Annotated in this window: 21 protein-coding genes; 9 read left to right on the top strand and 12 right to left on the bottom strand. The window is 65.3% G+C overall.

Going from position 1 to position 23,742, the window contains the following annotated elements:
- Positions 1–15 precede the first annotated feature (15 nt).
- The 5 genes from PGN16_RS00105 to PGN16_RS00085 form a co-directional block, all read right to left on the bottom strand.
- Positions 16–3,411, bottom strand: coding sequence for a glycosyl hydrolase 2 galactose-binding domain-containing protein (locus PGN16_RS00105; protein WP_335307396.1), 3,396 nt, complete (start codon positions 3,409–3,411; stop codon positions 16–18).
- Position 3,412: 1 nt separating this feature from the next.
- On the bottom strand, positions 3,413–4,627 hold the full coding sequence (locus PGN16_RS00100; protein WP_335307395.1) for an ROK family transcriptional regulator: 1,215 nt from the start codon (positions 4,625–4,627) through the stop codon (positions 3,413–3,415).
- Complete coding sequence (locus PGN16_RS00095; protein WP_335307394.1) at positions 4,624–6,129, bottom strand: tryptophan halogenase family protein; 1,506 nt, start codon at positions 6,127–6,129, stop codon at positions 4,624–4,626. Before PGN16_RS00095 ends, PGN16_RS00100 begins: the two co-directional genes overlap by 4 nt.
- Before the next feature lie 151 nt (positions 6,130–6,280).
- Positions 6,281–9,346: a TonB-dependent receptor gene (locus PGN16_RS00090; protein ID WP_335307393.1), complete on the bottom strand. Its 3,066-nt coding sequence runs from the start codon at positions 9,344–9,346 to the stop codon at positions 6,281–6,283.
- Between the two features lie 329 nt (positions 9,347–9,675).
- On the bottom strand, positions 9,676–10,194 hold the full coding sequence (locus tag PGN16_RS00085; protein WP_335307392.1) for a TetR/AcrR family transcriptional regulator: 519 nt from the start codon (positions 10,192–10,194) through the stop codon (positions 9,676–9,678).
- Positions 10,195–10,539: 345 nt separating this feature from the next.
- Here PGN16_RS00085 and PGN16_RS00080 point away from each other — a divergent pair, with 345 nt between their 5' ends.
- The 4 genes from PGN16_RS00080 (at position 10,540) to PGN16_RS00065 (ending at position 15,394) form a co-directional block, all read left to right on the top strand.
- Positions 10,540–11,931: a family 43 glycosylhydrolase gene (locus PGN16_RS00080; protein WP_335307391.1), complete on the top strand. Its 1,392-nt coding sequence runs from the start codon at positions 10,540–10,542 to the stop codon at positions 11,929–11,931.
- Positions 11,928–12,497, top strand: coding sequence for a hypothetical protein (locus PGN16_RS00075; RefSeq protein ID WP_335307390.1), 570 nt, complete (start codon positions 11,928–11,930; stop codon positions 12,495–12,497). The genes PGN16_RS00080 and PGN16_RS00075 overlap by 4 nt, the downstream gene beginning before the upstream one ends.
- Positions 12,498–12,556: 59 nt before the next feature.
- The gene (locus tag PGN16_RS00070) at positions 12,557–12,970 is read left to right on the top strand and encodes a DUF2946 family protein (protein ID WP_335307389.1); all 414 of its coding nucleotides are present in this window, start codon (positions 12,557–12,559) and stop codon (positions 12,968–12,970) included.
- An 87-nt stretch (positions 12,971–13,057) separates the two neighbouring features.
- The gene (locus tag PGN16_RS00065) at positions 13,058–15,394 is read left to right on the top strand and encodes a TonB-dependent receptor (protein WP_335307388.1); all 2,337 of its coding nucleotides are present in this window, start codon (positions 13,058–13,060) and stop codon (positions 15,392–15,394) included.
- 219 nt (positions 15,395–15,613) lie between these two features.
- Here the strand turns inward: PGN16_RS00065 and PGN16_RS00060 are convergent, their stop codons facing one another.
- Positions 15,614–15,970: an HIRAN domain-containing protein gene (locus tag PGN16_RS00060; RefSeq protein ID WP_335307387.1), complete on the bottom strand. Its 357-nt coding sequence runs from the start codon at positions 15,968–15,970 to the stop codon at positions 15,614–15,616.
- A gap of 79 nt (positions 15,971–16,049) precedes the next feature.
- On the opposite strand from PGN16_RS00060, the gene PGN16_RS00055 reads away from it, so the two are divergent.
- The 4 genes from PGN16_RS00055 to PGN16_RS00040 are packed head-to-tail and all read left to right on the top strand — an operon-like array spanning position 16,050 to position 17,029.
- The gene (locus PGN16_RS00055) at positions 16,050–16,283 is read left to right on the top strand and encodes a hypothetical protein (RefSeq protein ID WP_335307386.1); all 234 of its coding nucleotides are present in this window, start codon (positions 16,050–16,052) and stop codon (positions 16,281–16,283) included.
- A 17-nt stretch (positions 16,284–16,300) separates the two neighbouring features.
- A complete protein-coding gene (locus PGN16_RS00050) occupies positions 16,301–16,540 on the top strand; it encodes a hypothetical protein (protein ID WP_335307385.1) in 240 nt (79 codons plus the stop codon).
- Positions 16,519–16,767: a hypothetical protein gene (locus PGN16_RS00045; RefSeq protein ID WP_335307384.1), complete on the top strand. Its 249-nt coding sequence runs from the start codon at positions 16,519–16,521 to the stop codon at positions 16,765–16,767. Before PGN16_RS00050 ends, PGN16_RS00045 begins: the two co-directional genes overlap by 22 nt.
- Before the next feature lie 10 nt (positions 16,768–16,777).
- On the top strand, positions 16,778–17,029 hold the full coding sequence (locus PGN16_RS00040) for a hypothetical protein (protein WP_335307383.1): 252 nt from the start codon (positions 16,778–16,780) through the stop codon (positions 17,027–17,029).
- A 259-nt stretch (positions 17,030–17,288) separates the two neighbouring features.
- Here the strand turns inward: PGN16_RS00040 and PGN16_RS00035 are convergent, their stop codons facing one another.
- The 3 genes from PGN16_RS00035 to PGN16_RS00025 all read right to left on the bottom strand — a co-directional run bounded on the left by PGN16_RS00035 (position 17,289) and on the right by PGN16_RS00025 (position 19,415).
- The gene (locus PGN16_RS00035) at positions 17,289–18,062 is read right to left on the bottom strand and encodes a Mom family adenine methylcarbamoylation protein (RefSeq protein WP_335307382.1); all 774 of its coding nucleotides are present in this window, start codon (positions 18,060–18,062) and stop codon (positions 17,289–17,291) included.
- 167 nt (positions 18,063–18,229) lie between these two features.
- Positions 18,230–18,565 (bottom strand): hypothetical protein, encoded by a 336-nt coding sequence (locus PGN16_RS00030; protein WP_335307381.1) that lies wholly within the window; start codon positions 18,563–18,565, stop codon positions 18,230–18,232.
- Between the two features lies 1 nt (position 18,566).
- Complete coding sequence (locus tag PGN16_RS00025) at positions 18,567–19,415, bottom strand: hypothetical protein (RefSeq protein WP_335307380.1); 849 nt, start codon at positions 19,413–19,415, stop codon at positions 18,567–18,569.
- A gap of 505 nt (positions 19,416–19,920) precedes the next feature.
- Here PGN16_RS00025 and PGN16_RS00020 point away from each other — a divergent pair.
- The gene (locus tag PGN16_RS00020; protein WP_335307379.1) at positions 19,921–20,271 is read left to right on the top strand and encodes a hypothetical protein; all 351 of its coding nucleotides are present in this window, start codon (positions 19,921–19,923) and stop codon (positions 20,269–20,271) included.
- Positions 20,272–20,889: 618 nt separating this feature from the next.
- Here PGN16_RS00020 and PGN16_RS00015 read toward each other — a convergent pair.
- The 3 genes from PGN16_RS00015 to PGN16_RS00005 all read right to left on the bottom strand — a co-directional run bounded on the left by PGN16_RS00015 (position 20,890) and on the right by PGN16_RS00005 (position 23,595).
- On the bottom strand, positions 20,890–22,437 hold the full coding sequence (locus tag PGN16_RS00015) for a M14 family metallopeptidase (protein WP_335307378.1): 1,548 nt from the start codon (positions 22,435–22,437) through the stop codon (positions 20,890–20,892).
- Positions 22,434–22,976, bottom strand: coding sequence for a hypothetical protein (locus PGN16_RS00010; RefSeq protein WP_335307377.1), 543 nt, complete (start codon positions 22,974–22,976; stop codon positions 22,434–22,436). Before PGN16_RS00010 ends, PGN16_RS00015 begins: the two co-directional genes overlap by 4 nt.
- Before the next feature lie 181 nt (positions 22,977–23,157).
- The gene (locus PGN16_RS00005) at positions 23,158–23,595 is read right to left on the bottom strand and encodes a hypothetical protein (RefSeq protein ID WP_335307376.1); all 438 of its coding nucleotides are present in this window, start codon (positions 23,593–23,595) and stop codon (positions 23,158–23,160) included.
- Positions 23,596–23,742 lie beyond the last annotated feature (147 nt).

Genomic DNA, 23,742 nt, shown 5'->3' with positions numbered 1-23,742 from the left:
GTCCCGCGCCGTCAATCACCCGGCCGGGATCGTCGCGGCGGGCACGTTCCACCCGCCCAGCGTCACGCGCGGTGCACCCGCGACCGCCGCCGGATAGCGGATCGCGATCGCACGCCGCTCGCCGGGCAGCAGCGAGACGTAATTGTCGTCGTAGAAGGCCGGCAGGATGCGCTTGCCCTGCGCGTCGACCAGCGTCAGCTTGGCGTTGAGCGCGGGCGTCGCGGTGTCGTTCGCCAGCGTCACCCGCACGACGCGATCCGCACCCTCGACCACCGGTGCCGCCGCCCGCGCGGTCAGCGCCGCCGGGGCCAGCGTCTCGAGCGCACGATACGCGCCCTCGTCGCGCCCGCGCCAGTAGAAGTTCTCCGACACCGCCGCCCCGTCCGCGCCGACCAGCGACAATTTGACCAGCACCAGCGGGTTCGCCGCGAACAGCCCGTCGAGCGGCACCGCCGCCAGCGCGGTCGCGCGATTGGCGAGCGCGTCCAGCTTGGTGTCGCGCGCGAACAATTCACGATTGTCGAGCCCGACCACCTTCACCCGCGCGATCAGCCCCTTGGCATCGGCCTGCGTGGTGTTGAGCACCACCAGTTCGTTGCCCGGCAGGTTGAGCTGGACGTGCAGCGGTTCGACCGCCTTCTTCGCCCCGTAATAGGACGCCTGCGTGTCGTAATCCCACGAATAGATCTGCCACGCGTTCGATGGCCACGCCGGGTGCGTCATCCACAGCAGCCGCCCCGAATTCTTGGTCCACAAATGCCCCAGGAACCCCTCGTACATCGCCTTGTGCGTTTCGAGGTTCATCATCTGCGCCTTGCGCTCGAGATCGGCGAAGCTGGTCCCCGCGCCGTACATCCGATCGAGCGCGGCCATGAACGTCTTGGTGTCGCCGTTCCCGCCGAAATGCCAGTCGTGATAGGCGAGCACGTCGCCCAGCGGCCAGCGGTCGCCCGCCGGCACATAGCTGGCGATCGACTCGGCGGTCGACAGCGACGGCGTGCCCGTCTCGACCGAGAAGCCGGTGGCGAGATCGGTGAAATAGCCGACCGGCGCGCGGTAATTGTACGGTCCCGAGCCTTGCAGGTTCACGACGTTCGAGCTGCCCGTGAACCAGCGCGTCCCGTCCAGCTCGAACACCGCCTTCGCCAGCCCTTCGTTGAGCACCGGATAGGGCACGCCCTCGTTGCGCCCGAACCACAGGATGATCGACGGATGGTTGCGATAGCGCACGATCGTGTCGCGCGCATTGTCGAGAAACAGCGACGCATCTTCCGGTTCGATCTGGAAGTTCTGCGTCGACTGCCAGAAGTCGTTGAGGACCATCATGCCGTTCTCGTCGGCGAGGTCGAAGAACTCCTCTTCGTTGTTGTTGCCCATCCAGTTGCGGATGATGTTCATATGCGCTTCGCGCTGGAGGCGGAAATAGGGCGCGAGCCGGTCATAGCTGACGCGCTTCATCGCATCGTCCATGCCCCAGTTGCCGCCGCGCGCCGCGATCCGCACACCGTTGACGCGGATCGTCAGATGCGGCTCGGGCAAGGTCTCGGTGATCGGCGTCACCGCGCGCGATTGCTCGCCCGCCGGAGTCAGCGACTCCGCCCAGCCGGTCGGCGTTTGCTTGATCGCGGCGTGGCGGATGTCGATCAGCGGCGTCCCCGCCAGCCCGCCATCGGTGGTCTGGACGTTCACCCGCCGCAACGCGCCCGCCGCATCGAACAGCGACAGGTCGTAACTGACCTCGCGGATCCCGAACCGCGCCTTGCGCTGGTCCGAGACGCCCTGCGCATCCGCGACCTGATAGGTCACGTCATACAGATGCGGCGCGCCATAGCCGTTCGGCCACCACAATTTGGGGCTGGCGACGCTCAGCTGGCGGAATTCGGCGGGGGTGAACCTCACCTCGCTCTTGCCGGTCGGCGCAGTCACCTGCTTCTCGACCGTCACGCCCTCGAACGCGACGCGCACCGTCACCGGCGTCGCCGGGCCGCCATTGTCGAGCGGCACCGTGACATAGACGTCGGCGCGATCGGTGCGCGGCAACGGCAGATCGGTGACGACATGCGGGTCGCCGATCCGCACCGCGCCGGTCGCGACCAGCTCGACCGGCCGCCACAGCCCGGTGTTGCGGTCGCGGATGCCGGGGATCCAGTCCCAGCCCTCGGTCGCGACGAAGGTCGGCCCGTCGATCGCGAGCTGCCCGCCATTCTCGCCGACCCCCGCCTTGACGGACTGTTCGTGCGGGATGCCGGGATGCGGCGGCGGCGACACGCGCACCGCGATGACATTCTCCCCCGCGACCGGCACATAATTGAACTGCCCGCGCACGAACGCGCCATGCGTCTCGCCGAGGCGCTGCCCGTTCGCCCAAATCTCCGACGCATAATTGATCCCGCCGAACACCAATGTCAGCCTTTTGCCCGCCGCCGCATCGGGAACGGTGAAGCGCGTGCGGTACCAGTAATCCTGCCGCGCGAGGCTCTCCGGAATCTTGAGGTTGTTCAGCCCGTAATAGGGATCGGGATAGACGCCGCGATCGACCAGCGTCTGCAACACCGTCCCCGGCACCGTCGCCGCCCGCCACGTCCCCGAAGGCGCGCCGGGCCGCGACAGCGTCGCGCCGTCACCCTTGACGTCGGGCGCGGCGGCGAGTGTCCAGCCGTTCACCTGCCAGCGATTGTCCGCCACCGGCTGCATCGCCGCGACCTGCGCCACCGGCTTGGCGACCGGCGCGCTATAGGCACCGTCGCGCGACTGCGGCAGCGTCCACGCGTCCTGCTGCGTCGTCAGCCCGATATTGGCCTGCTTCTGGAACGGCCAGCCGACCCCGACCTCGGTCATCTGCACCAGCGCCGCATCGGGTTTTACCCGCGCCGCCGCCGCGACCTGCCGCGCATCGAGCGCCGTCCCCGACACCCGCGCATCGATCATCTGCCCGCCGAAATGCGGCTGACCTGCGTCCGCCGGTGCGATCGCGATCTGCGCGGCCACCGCGCTGGATCGCGCCGCCCCGCCGCCGACGCGGCGGCCGTCGAGGTACAAGGTCACCCGCCCACCGTCCGAAACGGCAGCGAGGTGATGCCAGCCCTTCGGCACGATGGGACCACGCAGCACCGTCGCGCCATCGCGCAGCACCATCCGTCCCTTTTCGAGCGACAGGGCGCGCGCGGCGGCTGGCATTCCAAGGCGGATCAGCGTCCCCGACGCATCGTTCTGCGCCCCAGCGTCGATCCAGGTGGCGATCGTGTACGGCGCCCCGGCGACAACAAGTGTCTCCGCCCGCTCCAATGGCCGCTCGATCCCGATACCGCCCTGCAAGAAGCGCGCATTATACGGCCCCGCATTGCCGATTTCCTGCGCCTGCGCGCTCCCGGCCAGCAACATCCCGGCGATCATCGTGGTCCCGCGCGTCATCTTATCGCCCTTTGTCTCGTGAAATCATCGCGTCAGGCTGCCGCCCCGGCGTATCGGCCGGCAGCATCAGATGCCCGAACGCCAGCAACGCCGCCCCGATCGCCGGCGAATCCTCCGCCAGCGCAGCAGTACGAATCGGCGCTAGAACAGGGGCATAGCCGCCATCGCGCTGCATCAGCGCGCTGGTGGCCTGCCCCAGCCGCTCGACCAGCGCGACCGGCAACCGCCCCCCGACCAGCACCGCGCCCGGGTTGAGCAGGCAACTGACCGCCACCAACGACGGCGCCAGCGCGTCGGCGGCACGCGCCACCCAGTCGTCGGTCACCGCCGCCACCGCCGGATCGTCCAGGTTCAGGGCATGAATTTCTTGCCCGCCCAGACCCTTGGCTTCCAGCGCCCGCGCCAGCCCGCCGATCGACAGCACCTCCTGCAACGGCACGCGCCGCCCGTCGGGGCCGTCGACCATCAGGAACCCGATCTCGCCGCTGCGCCCATTCGCCCCGCGATCGTAGAGCGAATTGACCACCACGCCCCCGCCAAGCCCGACGGTAATCAACAGATAGAAAAAGCTCGCATATTGCTGCCCGAGCCCGAACTGCATCTCGCCGATCGCCGCCGCCGCCGCGTCATTCTCGACCGTCACCGGCAGATCGAGCGGTTCGGCAAACAGCGAGGCGACGTCGTGCGTCGACCAGCGATCATAGTCGCGCGGCCGCCCCGGCAGGTCGATCGCGCCGAGGTCGTCCGGCCGCGCCACCCCGATCCCGCTCAGCGCCTCGGGGGTTATCCCGCCCTGTTCCAACAGCTTATGGACATGCTCGCGATAGAAGCGCTGGACGTCCTCGGGACTCGAATAGGCCAGCTCGCGGCTGATCCGTGCCCGCGACCGCCCTTCGAAATCGACCACCACCATCGTCAGGTGATCGCGGTCGATGTTCACCCCGATCGCAAACGCCCCATCGGGATTGACGCACAGGCGCGTGGCAGGCTGCCCGCGCCCGCCGCGCCGCTGCCCGGCGCGGTCGAGCAAGCCCTCCTCAAGCAAGCGGTTGGTTATATTGGTAACCGTCGCGGTGGTCAGCCCGGTGACCGCCGCGACTTCCGCCCGCGTCGCCGATCCCGCGACGCGGATCGCGTGCAACACGACGCGCTGGTTGTGGAGCCCGGCATGTTCGATATTCGCGCCCGTCAGACGCAACAGCCCCGCGACGTTCATGCCCGGCCTGCATGGACGCGGGTCAGGAAGTCCGCATGCGGCTCGGCATGGCGCAGCGTCCCCTCGATCGCCGCACGCATCCGCGTCAGGCTGTCGTGGAGGTCATGCTCCGGGATCTCGTCGGCGCGCACCGCATAACGTGCGGGCAGGTCGTCGAAACCCGCATACATGCTCAGCCAGCTCGCGTCCTGGAACGTGTCCCATTCGCGCCGCACGAACTCGCCCGCCGCGCGCCACGCATCGAGCTTGCCCTGCAATCCGTCGGTCGGTCCGATCGCGCGGACATGGTCCCAGAAGGGTTCACCGACACGTCGGTTGCCACTGTAATGCAGCATCAGGAAGTCGCGGATGCGCTCGAACTCCAGCACCGATTGTCGATTGTAGGTCGCGGCCAGCCGCGGGTCGACATCGCGCGTGGGAAACAGCGGGATCAGCCGCTCCAGTCCCGACTGGATCAGCGTAATGCTCGTGGATTCAAGCGGTTCGAGGAAGCCCGACGCCAGTCCCAGCCCGACGACGTTCTTCTCCCAGAAGCGCGCGCGATGCCCGGCGGTGAAGCGGATGCGGTTCGGCTCCGCAAGCGGCTTGCCTTCCAGCGCCCCCAGCAGTTCATCCTCCGCCGCCGCATCGTCGATGAAGTCCGAGCAATAGACATGGCCGTTGCCGACCCGATGGCGCAGCGGGATGTGCCAGCGCCATCCCGCGCGCGTGGCGGTCGCGGTCGTGAACGGCCGGTGCACCTGCGCCGCCTCGCACGGGATCGCCACCGCGCGGTCGCACGGCAGCCAGCGCCGCCAGTCGACGAACGGCACGTCCAGCGCCTCGCCCAGCAACAGACTACGGAACCCTGAACAATCGATCCACAGATCGCCCGCGATATCCCGTTCGTCGTCGAGCCTCACCGCGGTGACACGACCGTCCTCGCCATCGCGCACGACATCGGTGATCCGCGCATCGACGTGCCGCACGCCATTGGTGAGCGCGAGTCGCCGCAGCAGCGCCGCGAATTTCGACGCATCGAAATGCACCGCGAAGTTGAACACGCCCAGATCGTTGGCGGGCTGATCGAGCGGCGGCAGGAACAGCCCGCGCTCCGCCAGCTGCGTCGCCAGACAATAAGCGCCGAGCGGCGTGCGATCGCCGCCCGCGCGCTGCTTCAGCCAGTAATGGTGGAAAGCCACCCCGTTCGCGCCGACACCGTACAGGCCGAACGGATGGAAGAAGTCGTGTCCGCGCTCCTTCCATCCGGCGAAGCGAATGCCGTATTTGATCGTCGCCTCGGTTTCGCGAAGCACATCCGCCTCGCCCAGGTCGATCGCGGCGAAGAAGTCGCGGATCGCGGGCACCGTCGCCTCGCCGACCCCGATCGTCCCGATCGCCGAGCTTTCGACGACGGTGATCGCCAGCCGCAGATGCGCCAGCCGCCGCGCGAGGAACGTCGCGGCCATCCAGCCCGCCGTTCCCCCGCCGACGATCACGATCGATCGTATCGGATCACGCATGTCGCTTCTTGCCCCCGCCCCTGCCCGTCATCGCGAGCGAAGCGAAGCGATCCAGAGCGTCGCGCGCCGGGCTCTGGATTGCTTCGCTTCGCTCGCAATGACGCAGCAAACGGCCGGGTCGTCAATCACCGACGACCCCGCCTCCGCTTGATCAGAAACGCACGCGCACCCCGCCGATGAAGCGCCGCTCGTAGATGTTCTCGTTGAACACCTGATCGGTCCAGGTCAGGTAATAACGCTCGGTCTCGGCGGTCAGGTTCGACGCCTGCCCGTACAGCGTGATGAACGGCGTCACGTCATACGAAATCGACGCGTCGAGATAGTTGGTCGGCGCCTGATATTGCGCCAGCCCGACGATCCCGCCGTAGTTCGACGACACCAGCCGCTTCGAGCGGTAGTTATAGGCGACGCGCGCCTGCAACCCGTACTTTTCGAACCACAGCGCCGCATTGACCTGATGCTTCGAATTGTCCTGGAACGGCTGGTTGTTGCCGGCCAGATCGACCAGCCCGGCATCGCCCAGCGACAGCGTATAGTTCGCATCGACGCCGAATCCGCCGAGGAAGCCGTTGACGCCGTAATCGGCCAGCGACTGCCGCGCCGACGCCTCGATGCCCTTCAGCGTCCCGCCCTCGCCTTGCGCCAGCGTGTTGGTGACGACCGGGCGGCGGATCACGCCGTCGTTGTCGGGAATGTCGTTACGGATCTCGGTCGTGTTCGAGATGAAGCTGTCGACCGCGATGTAGAAGGCGCCCACCGCCAGCAGGCTGGACCGTCCGGTGTAATATTCGAAGCTGCCCTCGACGTTGGTCGCGCGCCACGGATTGAGGTTCGGGTTGCCGACCGAGGTGGCGGTCTGCGCCTCGAACCGCGCCGGATTGATCGTGGTGTTGATCGCGTAACCGACGTTCAGGCCACCGCCCCATTGCTGGAAGTCGAGCAACGTCATCGTCTTCGAGAAGGCAGCACGCGCGCGCAGCTTGCTGGTCACGTCGAACGCGATGTTGATCGACGGCAGGAAGTCGGTGAACTCGCGCTTGGTCACCAGATCGCCCGCGTCGACGCCCGACACGCCATAGGGCTGCGGGTTGCCGACGATATTCTGGCGGACGTTGAGCTTCGTGTTGACGACCTGCAGGCCACCGTTCGCGCGGAACGGCATCCCCAGCAATTCGCCCTCGCCCGAGACCTGCGCATAGCCCGAGATCTGGCGCGTGTGCACGTCGAACGACAGCGCCGGGTTCACGAGGTTCTGGCTGCCCGGGTAGAATTTGTTCTGCCACGCCTCGCTGTCGTCCATCGCCTTGGGATCGAGGACGTAGAGGTTCGGCGCGCCATTGGCGGGCAGCGCATATTGCTTGATCAGCCCGGCGAAGATCGGGTCGGTCGCCTGCCGCGTCAGACCGGCGGTATAGGCATTGCCCTGCGCATCGAGCACCGGGCACGACTTGTCGTTCAGGTTGACGTCGAACGCCTTCCACTTGACGAGGCAGCCCGCCGCCGGATTGGCCGCATTGTCGCGGTTGCCGGCGTAGAAGGGCGAGACGCGGTCGAAGGTGAACTGGTTGACGCTGCGCTCGCCATAGCGACCGCCGAACGCCACCTTCAACTGATCGTTGGCCTGCCACTCGGCATCGCCACGCAACGCCCAGATGTCGCCCTTCTGATACTGATTGCCCTCCGACGAGATCGTCTTCAGCCCATAGCGCGACGGATCGGACGCCTGCGCGAGGAAGCCCGGCGAGAAGCCGAACACCGGTGCGCCGCTCGAATAATCGACGGTCGCGGTATCGCTGTAGATCGAATAGCCGGTCGGGTTGAAGGTGACGTCGCCGCCGGGATAATTGCCGACGCCGTTATACGCCCACTGACGCCCGTTGGTCAGGCTGAACTGGGTGTAGGACTGGTCGCGGTTGCGATACGCCTTGCCATAGATGCCGCGGACGGTCGCCTTGAAGGTTTCGGACGGCTTCCAGTCGAGTTGCAGGTTGTAGTTCTGCGACTCGCTCTTGGTGCGGAAGGTTTCCGCATAGCTGTCGAAGTTCGGCAGGCTGTACGTATATTGCTGAACGGTGTTGACGTTATAGCCGCCCGACGTCGCGCCGGTGTCGCGCGACTTGGTCGGCAGGAACGGCGACGACAGCCAGTCGACATTCTGGAACTGGAAACCGGCCGTGCGATCATATTGCGTCTGGCGCGTGTAGAAGGCGTCGGCGGTCAGTTGCAGCGCATCGTTGATCTCGAACTGCAACGAGGCGTTCGCACCGAAGCGCTGACGATCGGTGATGCGGTTCCAGGCGGTGTGCGACTGCGGCGTGATGAACGCATCATTGGCGTCGCCGTCACCGTTCACGTCATAGCCGACGATCGCGCCGCTGCCGTTGCGCACCGGCGTGCCACGGCTGACGCCATTGTTGCCGACCGCGAAGTCACCGGCGTTGGTCGCGCTGCCGCTCTCGTTCTTCAGCGCGACGCCATAATCCTGAATCCCGCGGAAGCTGTTGGCGAGCGTCAGGTCGCTGTACGCCGCCGACACCAGCAGGCCCACGCGCTCGCCACGGAAAGCGATCAGGCCGTTGGCGGACGGATTCCACTTCTTGGTCTTGTCACCGTACTGCCCCTCGGCGGCGGCCGAGAAGGTCAGCCCACGCTTCAGGTCGAACGGGCGCCGCGTCAGCAGGTCGACGGTGCCCGACAGGCCCGCCTGTTGCAGCGAGGCGGTCGGCGACTTGAACACGGTCGCGCCCGAGAAGAGCTGCGACGGGATGTCGGTGAAGTTCGGCTGGACGGTCGTGACCGAATTGGCGCCGAGGAACTGCTCGCCGTTGAGCAGCGTCGTCACCTGCGGCAGGCCGCGGATGTTGATCGCCGCGCCTTCGCCCGCGTCGCGACGGATCTGGACGCCGGCGATGCGCTGGAGCGAGTCGGAGATGGTGACGTCGGGCAGCTTGCCGATGTCCTGCGCGCTGATCGCCTCGACGACGCTGTCGGCGTTGCGCTTCACCTCGATCGCACGCGCCTGCGACGCGCGGATGCCGGTGACGACGATGTCGCCTGCGGTGTCGTCGGTCTGCGTCGGTGCGGCGACCTGATCAGCCGAGGTGGCGACGGCGTCGGGCGTGGCAGTCTGCGCCGACGCGCTTGCGGTCATCGCCATGGTGAGCACGACCGGCGAGGCGGCGGCCAGCATGGCGCCGCGCATGGTGATCTTACGCATTGATCCTCCCCTTCATCCCTGAAAACATGTTTTATTTAATAAGGCTTTTTTATTTAATGATCGCAGCGGTCGCTTTGTCAAGCGCAACCAGCGTCGAAGGCATTGATCTGCACCAATTTTCCGCGCGGCGCGTCCGCCACACGTCTTATTGCCTCAGAAAACGTCTCGCGCGGGGCGGCCCTCGACTGCCTGGCCACGATCAAAGCCATTCAAAACCAAAAGATAGCCAATTTCAAGCCTTTCCGCTTAAATGGCATAACTTCTTGGTGGCCGGGCCGGTAGTGTCCCGCTGCATCCACCGTTCTGCGTCACGCAGGGCGGAATGCGGGCTACGAGGACGTGTGGCGGTCGGACATAACCGGTGCGAGGACCAGCCTGTGGAGAATAGCGGCCATGTCATCCGTCGACAGCGACGGCTCCCGCTCCAGCCACCAGGTCAGGATGGTCAACACCGCGCCGACCATATGCGTCACCGCCAGTTCGCGCGGGAGCCACGACGGGGAGGTGTCGGGCGCCGCCATCGACTGGGCGATCGCCCGTTCGGTGATCGTGTGGCGCATCGCATCGCCGGCGCCGGTCAGGAGGGCGTGGCACAGCCCGCGGCTTTCCTCGACCGTGGCAGCCAGCGCGTGGAACGCCGCCAGTCCGTCACCAGCCAGGACGAACGGCACCATGCGCACCAGCAGATCGGCGATCAGCGCGTCCGCAATATCGGCGAGCAAGGCTTCCTTGTCCCGGTAATGACGAAAGAAGGTGGCATAGCCGACCCCCGCCCGCTCGGCGAGCGCCCCGATGGCGACGTCGGCGAGCGCCTGCTCGGCAAGCATCTCGATCAGCGCCCCGCGCAACGCTGCGCGCGACTTCTGGATTCGCGCGTCCGTCCTTGATCTGGCGCGGGGCGCTATCGAGTTTTGATCCATGACGTATCACGTGACGCATCGCCTGCTTTTGAGCAACACCGCACGTCGCCGATCGCTCCGGAAAGTATTCCGCCCGACGCAGACGCCGCAAAATCTCCTGATTTTACATCATCTTCGTTATGCGAAGGCTCCTGAATATGCCCGTGACTTATTCCGGGCGAACTGATTGTCCGGCATTTGTGTGTTGATACGTACTTGTCATACTTATTTTGCCGACCTAGCCTCGTCGCGGATCGTCGGCCTGAGCCGATGACCATGGAGAGGAGTGGAACCATGTCTGCATGGAAATCCGTCTGGTGCGCCGCGTCGGCCGCCATGATCGCCACCACGACGCCCGCCTGGGCAGATCCCGTCGCCGTCAACAACGGCTCGCAATTCGCCGACACTGCGGGAAATCCGATACAGGCGCATGGCGCCGGCATCATCAAGGTCGACGACACCTATTATCTCTTCGGTGAGAACCGGAACGGCTACCTTTTCAAGGCGGTCAGCATGTACCGCTCCACCGACTTGAAGACCTGGACCTTCGCCAACGACGTGTTGACATCCAACTCGGCGACCAGCCTCAACACGTCGAACATCGAACGGCCGAAGATCATCTATAACGCCGCGACGAGCAAATATGTCTTGTGGGCGCACAAGGAGAACGGCACCAATTACAACGAAGCCAGGGTCGTCGTCGCGACATCTGACACGGTCGACGGCAATTACGTCTATCAAAACGAATTTCGCCCGCTCGACAACGAATCGCGCGACATGACGCTGTTCCTGGACGACGATGGCACCGGTTACCTCATCTCGGCCGCCAAGAACAATTACGATCTCAACATCTACAAACTCAACGCCAGCTTCACGGGTATCGACTCGTTGGTGACGGTGCTCGCGGGCAATCATCGCGAAGCACCGGCCGTCTTCAAACGCAATGGCGTCTATTTCCTGCTGACCTCGGCGGCGACGGGATGGAACCCGAACCAGGCCGCCTATCAGACCGCCACCAGCATGGCCGGCCCCTGGACCTCCCCCACCGCCTTCGGGGATCCCCGAACCTACAACTCGCAATCCACCTGGGTGCAGCCGCTGACGGGGACGAGCGGGACGTCCTACCTCTATCTCGGCGATCGCTGGGGTCCGGCGACCAGTCAGCAGCCCAACGATTCCACCTATGTCTGGCTGCCCGTCACGTTTCCCACCAGCACCTCGCTGGCCATGCCGACATCGTCGCAGATCACGCTCGATACCGCCGCCGGCACGATCGCGAACGGTTTTAGCGGGACGACGCTCGCGACGGTGAAGGCGGGGTCCAGCGGACTGTGCCTGAACGTCGCCAATCAGGCGCGCAATTACGAAAGCGGCATCATCCAGTGGGATTGCGGTGCCTTCTCCAACGAACAGGTCGAACGTCGCACTGTGGGCGACTATACGCAGTTCGTCTTCCAGCAGAGCGGGCTCTGCCTGGCTGAAGGCACCGACGGGAGCAGCGTGGTCCAGACGACCTGCGGGATCGGAAACCGCTCGCAATGGACGGTATCGGGGTCGCAGATCGTCAACCGCGCCAGCGGCTTGTGCCTGAACGTATCGGGCGACTCGCGGACGCGCGGCGGCAAGATCATCGATTACAAGTGCAGCGCCACCGCCCCGAACGACAAATGGTCGTTCGTGTCATGACGCGCCGGCTCCGCATGGGCTCGCCTCCGGCCATCGCGGGCCTGACCATCCTCGCACTCGGGGGCGCGGCACTCATGCTGCGCCCCGACCGCCCCGCGACCGTACGCGGGGACGTGACGGTCGTGCCGGGCGGCACCGCGGCCACGACGGCACCGGTGGCAAAGGGTGCGGCTGCACCACCTGCCCCGATGGGAGCGCACCGTCCGCGCTCGCCGCTTGCGAAGGCGGCACTGGCCCATGCGACGGCCGACACGCGCGTGATGGACCAGGCGACGGACGTGCAACCGCGCGATCCCCGCGGCCCGCTGATCGAGCGGCAGGTGGAAACCGCCTTCCGCGCCAGGGCTGCGCTCGCGGATGCGCGCGACGTCGTCGTCACCTGCACCGTCACCCTGTGCGAAGTGGCAGGGATGACCAGCATCGATCCGGCCGCGGCCCGATCCGCGCTGCGCAGCGACGACCTGCTCAAGGCGATAGCGGCGCTCGGCTATTCGTCCGGCCCCGACGAGGAGGCGAGCAGGGAGGGCGGCACGGCGTTCGTCATGTATCTCAACCGCGAAGTCTGAAGCGCGCGCGCCGGAATGTCCGAGTGACAGTCGCCGCCCCCAGCCCTAAACGGGTTCCGTTGCAGCTCTTCCGGCATCTTCTCGCGCAACGCCACCTCAGCGTGCTCATCTGCGCGGCGACGCTGTTGCTGAAGCTGCTGGTGCCGACCGGCTATATGATCGACGCCGACCACGGCCGCATCGCCATCACCATCTGCCCGGGCACCGTCCCGGCCGCGATGACGATGCAGATGCACGGCGACACCGCCGGGCATGGAGCCGAGCACGGCCAGTCGTCTGATCACGGCAAGGCCGGGATGCCGTGCGCCTTCGCGGGCCTGTCGGCCGCGGCGCTGGGTGCGGCCGATCAGATCCAGCTCGCCGCCCTGATCGCCTTCGTCCTGAGCGCCGGGTTGGCGGGACGGACGCTGCCGCCGGCCTCTGCCAGGGTATATCTCCGTCCACCCTTGCGAGGGCCGCCGGCCCGCCTTTGACCGACTGATCGCGTGCGCCCCGCCCCCGGGACGCACCTTCACGTTCACGGCCCCGCGCATGTCGCCGGGCCGGACAAAGGCATTCCCATGACCCGATCCTACCTGTTGGCAGGGGCGTTCCTGCGCTGCCTGCTGTTCGTCCAGCCTGCCTGTGCGCAGGAGCAAGCCCCGTCCGATGACCGCGCCGACAAGGCCGGCGACATCGTCGTCACCGCATTCAAGAGGCCGCAGACCCTTCAGGAGGTCCCGGCCAGCATCACCATTCGATCTGCCGACCTGCTGACCCATCTCGACGCACAGGATTTCTCCCGGATCGCTGACAGCGTGCCGGGGGTGGCCTTCGCGACCACCGGCCCGGGCAACTCGCAATACATCGTCCGCGGGATCGGCGGCGTCGGCTTCGTCCAGTCGCCGACGACCGGCGTCTATCTCGACGAAACCCAGCTTCAGACGCGCGCGCTGCGCGGCTTTTCACAGCCCGATCCGCAATTGTTCGACATCGCCCGCGTCGAGATATTGCGCGGGCCGCAAGGGGTGCTGTTCGGGTCGTCGGCGATGGGCGGCCTGGTGCGAGTGGTGACCAACCTGCCCGACGCGTCGAGGATCGATGCGCTCGGGCAGGTGAGCGTATCGACCATCCAGGATGGCGGCGCGAGCGGTGATGCGAAGGTGATGCTCAACCTGCCGATCGTCGCCGACGCGCTGGCGCTGCGCGTGTCCGGCGGAATCGTCCGCCAGGGCGGCTGGATCGACGACCTGCGCCCCACCACGGGAAATCTGACCGAAAACGCCGGAACCCCACGGGTGCGAAAGGACGTCAACTGGACGCGCACCGGCTTCGTCCGGGCGGCGTTGCGCTGGACTGCGACGCCGACGCTGGCGATCACGCCATCGTTGATCTGGCAGGACGTTTACAGCAACGCTGATCGACCGCACAGCGACGTGACATTCGGCAAGCGGGCGCGGCTGAAGGCGCGATACGACGACACGTTCGCCCGGGACAGGTTCGTCATCGGCTCGCTGCTGATCGAGAACCGCTTCGACGCGCTGGGCGGCTTCACGCTGTCGTCCAATTCCTCCTGGCTGGACCGACACAACAGCCTCTCGTTCGACGTCACCGCCTTCGATTCTCCGATCGTCGAGAATATCGTCGGCCCCGGTCCGGGCGGAAGGCTGTTCCCGACTCCGTTGGTGGACATCGGGCGGACCGACCAGTTCACGCAGGAGGTGCGGGCCGTCTCCGACGGCACCGGGCGGCTGCAATATGTGCTGGGCGCCTTCTACCGCGACCTTCACCAGCGGTCCGGGCGCACCATCACCGTATCGAATCTGTTCGGCATTGCCGCGCCTCTTCCGCTCGGTGCCGGCACGCCGCCCGTCATTCAGGACACCGCCGTCCGCTTCCGCGAAACTGAAGCCGCCGCGTTCGGCGAGCTGACCTACGCGCTCGTGCCGGGGGTGAAAGTCGCAGCGGGCGCGCGCGCCTTTTCCTATCGTCAGCGTGAGGCGAGCCGACGGTTCGGGATCGGCGGTGTCGCCGGGGGCGATCTGGCCTATGACTATGACGAGCGCAACCGCGAGCACGGCATCACCCCGCGCGTCACGTTGAGCTACGAACCGGGCCCGGCGGCAACGATCTATGCCAGCTATTCGCAAGGGTTCCGCACCGGCGGCGTCAACGCCCCGGTGAGCGACACCATCTGTTCGGCGGCGGAACGACGCCTGGCGGGCATTCCCGACGTGCCACCGCCGTTCGGCAGCGACCGGACCGACAATTACGAATTGGGCGGCAAGACCAGCCTGTGGGGTGGTCGCCTGCGGGTCAACGCCTCCGCCTATCTGATCGAGTGGAAGGATTATCAGCAGGCGTTCCAGACGGCGTGCGGGATCAACAACGCCACGACGATCTCCTTCACTGTCAACGCCGGTCGGGTGCGCAGCCGCGGCGGCGAGCTTGAAGTGTCCGCCGCTCCGCTCGACGGACTCGATCTTCATGCCGGCGGCTCGTTTACCGATGCCACCTATCGCAACGAGGTGCCGAACCTCCTGCTACCGGCGGGGTCGCGCGTTCTCGACGTACCGCGCTGGACGTGGAACGCGCGCGGCACCTACGATGTCGCGCTGCTGCACAGGCTGCGCGGCACGGTGTTCGCGGCGATCCGGCATGTGGGTGCGAGCAACAGCGGCTTCGGGGAGGGCGAGGTGTTGCCGCGTCCGGCCTACACGCTGGTCGATGCCTCGGCCGGGGTCAGGATGGGCGGCGGTCTGGCGGTCGACCTGTTCGTCACCAACCTGTTCGACGCGGTGCCGGTATTCGGCCAGGAGTTCACGACCTCGCCGGGCAACACGACGGCGACCAGCTATTTTTCCTACCTGGTCGGCCCACCGCGGACGATCGGGCTCCGCCTGAGCAAAGCGCTGTGATGCCGGGCACCGGGTGCGCGATTGTGGGACGCAAGATCCCGTCGACGTCGCCGTGCCCTCAACGTCGGTCGGTTCGGCAGATCGGGGAATTTGTGGCGGAGAGGGTGCCCGCCCTAATCAAGCCAAAAAACAGAGGATTTACGCCCTCTTTGGTACCCGCCGCTTCAATGATACCCCACTAGATACCCCACTCTCGATTGTTGCATTTTGGTACACCAATCAGGCGGCATGTGGAAGGTCGGGTTCTTCGCCTTCCATGTTCAGCCGCACCACCAGACCCAGCACGGCGTCGGGCAGATGCGCGCCCTTCACCCGCTCGACGATCGCGTTGACCGGATACCCCCGGTCGATCTTGGGCGCGATCCAGCTTGCCCGGTCGCGCCCGAGATACCCGACGCAGGTGCCGCTGGCGGTGAAGATCGCGACGGCGAGATGATCGTGCGGGTTGTCAGGCTGGCGGATCAGCTCGACCCGATCGCCCGGTCGACACTCCGCCAGCTCAAGCTGGCGGCTGCTCCCATCGTCATTGTCATAGCCGCAGCCGACCGCCGCCAAACTGAAGTCGTTCCAGCCCATCACCTACCCGCGCATTGAAGAACAAACGCGGAACGGATATGTTCGCATCCGGCCCGAGTCGGTCAAGAGGATTTCGATCATGACGATGCAGATGGACACCGCCCCTGCCCCGATCGCGTTCGGAGCATGGCTGTTGGCGCAGAAGGATCGCGGCGGGCTGATCGGCACGCTGGCGGCCGGAGCCGCCGCCGACCGATCTTTCCCCAAGCAGGGCAACCCCGAGGACGTGCGCGCGCGACTGCGCGCCTTGCAGGCCGACGGTGATATGTTCGAGGCGGTCGATGACGCCGAGCTTGATTGGGCGGCTTACTGATGCCGGCCGGCGGGATCATGGATCGCCGCGAGCCGTGCCCGCGGCGCGCGCTCAAGGCGATCGTCGAGGCAAGCCCCTATTCCTTTGCTGAGCTGTCGCGAATGCTCGGCCGCCCCAACCCCTATCTGGCCGCGTTCGTCAGGATCGGGAAGCCCGCAGCGCTGACCGAAGCGGAGCATCGCCAGCTCGCCGACTTCTTCGGCCTGGACGAACGCGCGCTCGGCGTGAGGGAGCTATGGCGACCGATAGCGGCCTGACGCCCGGCATCGGCCACAATCAACCATGCGCGCTCTGCGCCGGTGGCGGCCCGGGCGACGAGGTGCTGGTCGAGCAGGTCGCCGACGACCTTTGGGAGAGCCGTCGACACGGTACGCTCGACGACGTGCCGTGGGCAGAATGCGGGGCCTATTGGCAGCACATCTTCCGGGGCTTCGCAGCCGCCGCGATTGCGTCCATCAAGAAGCGGACAGCGACTCTCGGCTAAGGTGGTGAAGATGGCGGACCTAATCCTGATGCATCGTATCGAAGACGGGCACGACATCGAGCTTGATCGCAACCGGGTGGTTCTGATCGAGCCTGATGCCGACCGAGCCGGCACGTTCATCACCCTCAATATGGGCGACACAACTCGCTCGATCCACGTCAGGGAAGACTTCAGGGCGGTGCAGACCGAGCTGCATCTGTCGCCGATGGAACGGGCAATTCGCGACTTCGAAGGGTCGCCAGTCGAGGTGCCGTTCGCTTGATGATGGAGCGGCCCGACGGGGTCGCACCGTCCTCGCACGCGGGGGAACCGCGCTCGTCCGATGGACGGGCCGCATGGGTGCTGCTGCCTCTGCTAGAGGCGAACTGCAACTGCTAAAAGGTTGGTGATCCAAACCTTTTCGGATGTTCGTGCTATTGGGCGGAAAAAAGGGGCAGGCGCGAAGCACGCCCCTCCAAGCCCGATCACCGGCACCGTCGCGAACGGCACTATCCGGCGAGAGCGGGAACAGGAGAATGGCACTATGCCGGGCGTGCCGGCTCGTTGCAATAATCCGGTTTCGGGAAAGGCTTGACCGGGTAGCGGCATCCTTTGGCGAACCGGGGCTTGAGGAACCGCAGATACCGGAACTGGCGCAGCGTGTGACGCACAGCCCGATCGCGATTGGCGATCAGGTGCGCGGCCCGCGGTGCCTCGGCGCGCTTCCCGCCCGCCGTCATCAACGTGTTGTGATACCAGTCACCGTCGAGTTCCCAGAAGATGCCGCGATGCTCACCGTGGAAGGTGAAGCCCGCAGCCTGGTACACGACGCCGAACAGCCCGCAGCGCTCATCGGCGAACGACTGTATCCATTTGACCGCCGGCCGGATGCGGCGGATCAGCCGGATTGATGCCGCCAGCGCCCTACTCTCGCTGTTGCGTGGCGCACGATCGTCCAGCCACATGCGGTTGAGTTCGAGATATTCGGTCATGCCGGTGCCGGTGACCACGCTGCCCGCCGAGGCGGGGTTCATGGCATAGCCGTATTGCAGCACGCCCAGCCGATCGCCGCCTATCCAGACGCCGAGGTGCAGGGTCGTGCCGCGGTAGATGCGACCGCTGTAGTGGTTGGAGATGATGACCGCGTTCGCTTCGTCGCGATCCATGATCGCGACATAGAAGTCGGGCGATCCGAAGCCGATCGCCTCGCGCGCGCCGATCAGGCTGGACGAAGGATCGAACAGGTAACCGGCGCACTCGCCGGCAGCGCCGCCGCCGAAGACCGGCTGCGGGGTAACGATATGACTCGACTCCATAAATCAGGATGCTCACAGGAGCCCCGCCCGGTGCACGGGTGCGGGGCGTTGCGGCTAGGCCAGCCGCGCGTGACGGGTCGGTCCTACTTGCCCGTCGGTGGCGTGTTCCAGCACGTCACCCCCGCTCGGCCGATCGGATATCCGATGGACCTGCGGTCGTGTTCAAATTAGTTGGCCGGGCGCAATTCCCAACCGTAATTCCGACGGTTTGCGATCTTCACCATCGCACCGGCGTCGCGCAGCTTGGCGCGAATGCGGGATATTCGGGTGTGCGCCAGCCACTCGTCGTTGCCGTCTTCGGCAAGCGGGGCAAGCAGGCAGATGCGCTCGATAGATATCTGACCCCAGCGTACCAGCTCGAACGCGACACGAGCCTCGGACGCATAGAGCGGCACGCGCTTTCCCTCCCAGAAGATCGTGTAGGGCTCATCAATCGCCGACAATGAGCCCCGTTCGACCCGCTTCTGCCGCGGCGCGCCGCAGCAGTCGCAGACGCCGCTCACGTCACAGCTTCGCGACGGCGGCGGCGATCTTCGGGAGCCGCCCACCGGTGATGCGGCAATCGACGACCTGCCAGTCGTTCCACCATGAAACGAAGGCGCAACCGCTCTTGGCGCTGGTGACATCGTCCAGCCACATCGCCACGTCGGCGGCGAAGTCGTCGCTGTCGGTTCCGGTTTCGGCGAGGCCGAACGGCTTGCCCTTCTCATAGGCAAAAGCGCGAAGCGCCAGCAGCGGCGCGCGGAACCAGCCGCCGGTATAGTCTCCCGGCTTATGCTGGAACTTGTACGCGACGTAGAGGTCGGGCGCGATGATGTCGACGAACTCGACGCCCGGCCATGCCTTGATCGGATCGACGACGCTGGCGGAGGGGTGCTCGATGTCGGGCGACCATACCAACTGAAAACGCGGCGACCGCGCGCGAAACAGCCCGGCGATGCGCCGCCATGCCAGCAGTCCCAGCGAGTGGTTTGGCTTGCCCGCCTTGTCGACGAACAGGTTCTCCGGGTTGCCCTTGAGGTTGAACTCCCACGGAAGGCGAACGAGGATGCGGCCAGTGCCGGGAATTGCCCGCACGAGCTGGTCGGTGATCGACCGATAGAGATCGTCGTGGCGGCCCTCGTTGACCGCCTCAAGTTGCCGCGCGCCGGGGAACGGCACGGACCATAGAACCTCGCGTCCGCGAGCAAGGGCTTTCTGCCCCAGCCCGATCGCCCATGGCGCGCTGCTGAGCAGTTCGGCCGGGCTGGTCTGATTGAGGTTGATGCCGACAATTGCGGCGCGTGGAAAGTCCGCGGCGAAATCGTCCGCCGGGATCATGCTGTAATGCGGGTGAACGCTGAGAAGGGTCATGCGGTTTTCCTTGGGAGAGGCCGCGCCCGACAGGCCCATTGTCCCGTCAATGCTCTCATGAGATCGCCATGAAGATCATCTGGTTTGGCGCGACAAACTGAGTTACCGGCGAGACGAATGGCGGTGTTGAACACCGCATCGGAGGGGATTTCGGATGGTCGGGGTTAATGAGAAGCTGGCCGCGGTTCGGGCTGTAAAGCAGGCGATTGCGACTGCTGAAACGGTCGACGCTCTGCGAGCGCCGTTGCTAACGCTCATCGGCCTTCTTGAGCTTGACGCTCAGGCTGGGGTGGTGGAGGCTGACCTCATTCTCGGCCGGCGTGGTCCGTCGGACACTCACCGCCCCTGATGTATGCCCGCCTCTCCCGTCGTTGCCTTTGAGACGCTCGCGGTGCTATCGCGCGGCTACGGAGATGCGCGGCCTCACTGTTGATCTGGCGATGCGTCGCCAATCAGAAATGGTCGCGTAAAGCGGCAGGCAAATTCGGATTTAGGCGCAAGCGTGATGGCTGAGACTGGCGATCAAGGCATTCATAACTTCCCACCTTATCCAGAGATAAAGCCCTTACCACCGCTGCCAACAAAATCTGACCGACTAAAGTTCGCCTTTGCACTTGTGAGCGAGCATGGTGATTGTGTGGCAGATTATATCTTCGCTCAATTTCGACATGCATCGACGCCCGCCGAAATGGTGCGATGGGATATGTTGAGTCAGATGATTGAGGAAATAATTGGACAGCCGTTAGAAGTTTCATACGATGTCGCAGCACGCTTGGCTGGTGAGGGCGTGCACATCGAAATTGACGAGAATGGGCCTGCCATCGTGCCGAACCTCAATCGCCTCCCTGACTGCTAAGCATAGGTTGGAAAGTAGGCTAAACGTGGCGCACGATTTCAACGCTCGGCCGAGCTGGAGGCATGACCTTTACGCCAACTCGCAACGTATCGGAGTGAAGAGCGCGGTAATTGGATGGTTCATAAATCCCGGCTTCGCTGTCGCGACCCTCTACCGTGTCTCCCGATGGGGCAAGAGCCGGGGAACCGTAGTTGGAAATCTTCTCTCGGTATGGGCTCGGCGGCGTATTCTGAGAGATTACGGCTGCGACATCAACCCAACCGCCATCATCGGTGCAGGCCTTCGCCTCCCTCATCCAATCGGCATCGTCATTGGCGACGGCGCTGTCATCGGTTCGGATGTGACGATTTATCAGGGAACTACGATCGGTCGCCGATCGGAACGACAAGCGGATTACCCAGTGCTTGGAGATCGCGTGACAATATACGCGCACGCTACCATCGTTGGACGGATTGCAATTGGCGATGACGCGACAATTGGTGCCCGAGCGATCGTTCGAGACGATGTCCCGGCTGGCGGGACGGCTTACGCCGCCGCCAGCCGAGTGATTGATCGACTTCCGACGGGGTGACTTGAGGGTTCACGCCGTCGCCGGCCGGGCTCATGCTACCGATATGGTCAAGTAACAACTGGTTGCGGCACGATCGACTGTGCACCGAGCGTTTCAAGCGGGTTGTACGGGAAGAACTGCATGAAGTGCCTGAACTTGGTGAAGCGGGGGTTGGTCGTCCCAGCCGCGGCCTTCTTCGCGGTGACCGCGAAACGGTCGATCCTGACGGCATCGGGAGCCGTGGCCTGATGAGTCATCCACAGCAGGTTCACTGTGGTCACCGCGTTGTTGGTCGCGGGCAGGATGAACGAGTTGGCATACAGCCCAGACACGACGCCATTCCAGCTTAGGGCAAGGTCGACCTGTTCCGCACTCCCGCTGCTGACGAGATCCATCTGGACGAAGTGGAACACGACTCCGGCGCCCGGCAAGATGAAATCCCTGTAGGGGCGCTTGGTGCCTGACGCGATCGTTACGGACTGCATGGCGTCGTACTGAAGCGCGGTGGCAACCGTCTGATCGATCAGGGTGCCGCCTTGTGCGATGCTCGTGGCGCTGTCGTTGTTGTCCCTGCGCTGGTAGAGCGTGACAGGCAGTCGCTGGTCCGCCCGTCCGTTACCCTCCATGTGCGCGCGGATCAGGCTGATGATGCCCGTCCCATACATCGTCATGAGGTCGGCGGTTGCAGCTCGATCCGTGCTGCCCTTCGCGTTCGACAGGCATTCGATTAGCGCTGTCACAGCATCGCTGTTCCCCTTCAGAACGCCCATGTAGTAGGACGCCCAATTCATGATTGTCGGCTCGAAGGACGCACCGTTGCTAAGCGTCGCAACGGTCGCGCCAGTTGCCGCCCGGAATTGCGCCATCGCCCCAAGAACCGCTTGCCGATTGGCGTAGATTGCGGCGCTCGGCGGCTCGATCACGAGGTCGGTCGTTGCTCCCGTTGTTCCCATATTGTGATTGTCGACATAGACGCGGACATCGTTGGCGTCGAAAATAGCCTTGATGTACTGCGCCTCTTTCTCACCGAATGCCGATGTCCCCTTGGCGTTGTCGGTCCCCTGCGTCTCATCATAGGCCGCCCAAAAATAGGCCCCCTGACGATTGATGTTGACCCCGTTCGCATTGGTCCGCCCACCATTCGCAGCGGTGAACCCGGTCGGGTTCACGTTCGGCACCATGATGACTTTGTAACTTGCGAAGATGCGCCGGGCGAGCGGTGTCGCGCGCTTCGCAATCCACTCGAACACACGAATGACGGCAAGCTGCCCGTGGTTTTCGCCGCTGTGCATCCCAGCGGTGAGAAGGATTGTCTTGCGGCCCGCGCCGACCGTCCAGCTATAGACCGGAGTGGCATTGTCGCTCGCGTTTCCGAGGTTTGTCTCGACCGCCGTCGTGCCGACGAGAAGCGCGCGGATCATAGCGATATAGTCGGTGTAGACGGTCGGCGACGTGAGCGCGGCGAGTGCGACGGGCTCAAGCGGCGTGATGTCGAGCCCCTGATCTCGCATCGCCGATGCGACGGCGGTCGGGAGAAGCCGCGCCAGCATGTCGTTGAGGGTATCGCGGAAGTCCTTGCCGGAACCGCCATTGGCGAGATTGGTGAGTACGGTCATGCTGCGTCCTTCCATGCTTCAGAGTCGTCCCAATTCGCGGTGTCGTCCCAGACGCCAGTCGCGAAAACGGAGGGGTTGGGAATGGGCGAGGTGCCGCCCGGAACCTTCACGATCGGCGTGCAAATCTCGATCGTGGAAGTGGTCATGATGACGCCATCGGCGCCCTCGACACCTTCAGCAGCGTTGAAGACACGACCCCGGAAATAGCGAACCTCTCCGGTCGGATACCCGACGCGAATTGGATAGAGCCGGGTAGTAGTGTCGGCTGCGGCGGCGCGTAGCGTGATCTGGCCGGGATCACTCTCATCATAGGCCATCGAAGGGGCGAGCGCGCCTTGATCGGTCGACCCCTTCAGCTTGTCCTTGGCGCGCTTAAGCGCCTGAAACTCGGTCTTCGCGAAGACCTTGCCGATGGTGCCGATCTTCTCGACGTAACCTACGTCGTCATAGTTCAACGCGGCATAGCCTGCCCGATCGAAAGTGGCCGGGGTGCCGGTCGAAATGCCGAGCGTAGCGCCGGCTGCTGTGGTGGTACTCATGAACTGCTCCCCGTGATGTGCCGGGCGGCCGGCGGCTGTGGTGAAGGGTCGAGGTCAGCGTTCGGCCGGTCGCGCCGTCGAGCGCGGCCACGCCTCGATCGCCAGCCGACGCTTGTCGTCGCATCGCTTCAGGTCGAAGCGACCGTCGCGGATCGTGGCGTCGTCATCGCTGGCGGAAGCGCTACCGTCCGGCTGGCGGTGCTGCGGCGTCGCCTCGCAAGGCTCCAGCGCTGCCTTTGGCGGCCCCGGTACTTCGGTCGGCGAGATCGGCATCGAGCGCATCGATGTCGCGCACCCGGTCAGCGCCGCGACACATGACGCGGCCAGCAGCAGTCTGAGCATATTCCCTCACGGTGTTGGTGGATCGAAGGATGAGCGGTTCGCGGGCGGCGATCCGGTCGGCGAAGGAGGTGGCCGCCGCCGCCATCTGCTGAGCGTACCCGCGCTCCCGATCCGCCTGTGCGCGGTCGGCGCGCTCAAGGGATGCGGTCCATGCCAGTCGCTCGTTGGCAAGCGTATGGCGCGCGTCGTCGCGCTGGGCGCGGAAGAACAGCGCGAGGGCGACGGCGGCGACCGGCCAGAAGCGGCGCAGCAGCGCCCACACCGCCGCCCAGGTCACGCCTCGTTACTCGACAACGGGACGCCGTTCGCGGCGATGAGGACGGGCTTGCCGGTCAGAGGCACTCCAACAGGCCAGCGCCGCGCGACGCAGCGGGTCTTCGCGATCCACGTCAGCGTGACCGCGTCGCCCTGATTGCCGCCCAGC

Origin of the sequence: Sphingomonas phyllosphaerae (genome assembly GCF_036946485.1) — a bacterium.
In the GTDB taxonomy this organism is placed as follows: domain Bacteria; phylum Pseudomonadota; class Alphaproteobacteria; order Sphingomonadales; family Sphingomonadaceae; genus Sphingomonas; species Sphingomonas phyllosphaerae_E.
The sequence above is the reverse complement of the archived record's forward strand: the minus strand, read 5'-3'. Positions and strand labels throughout refer to the sequence as shown.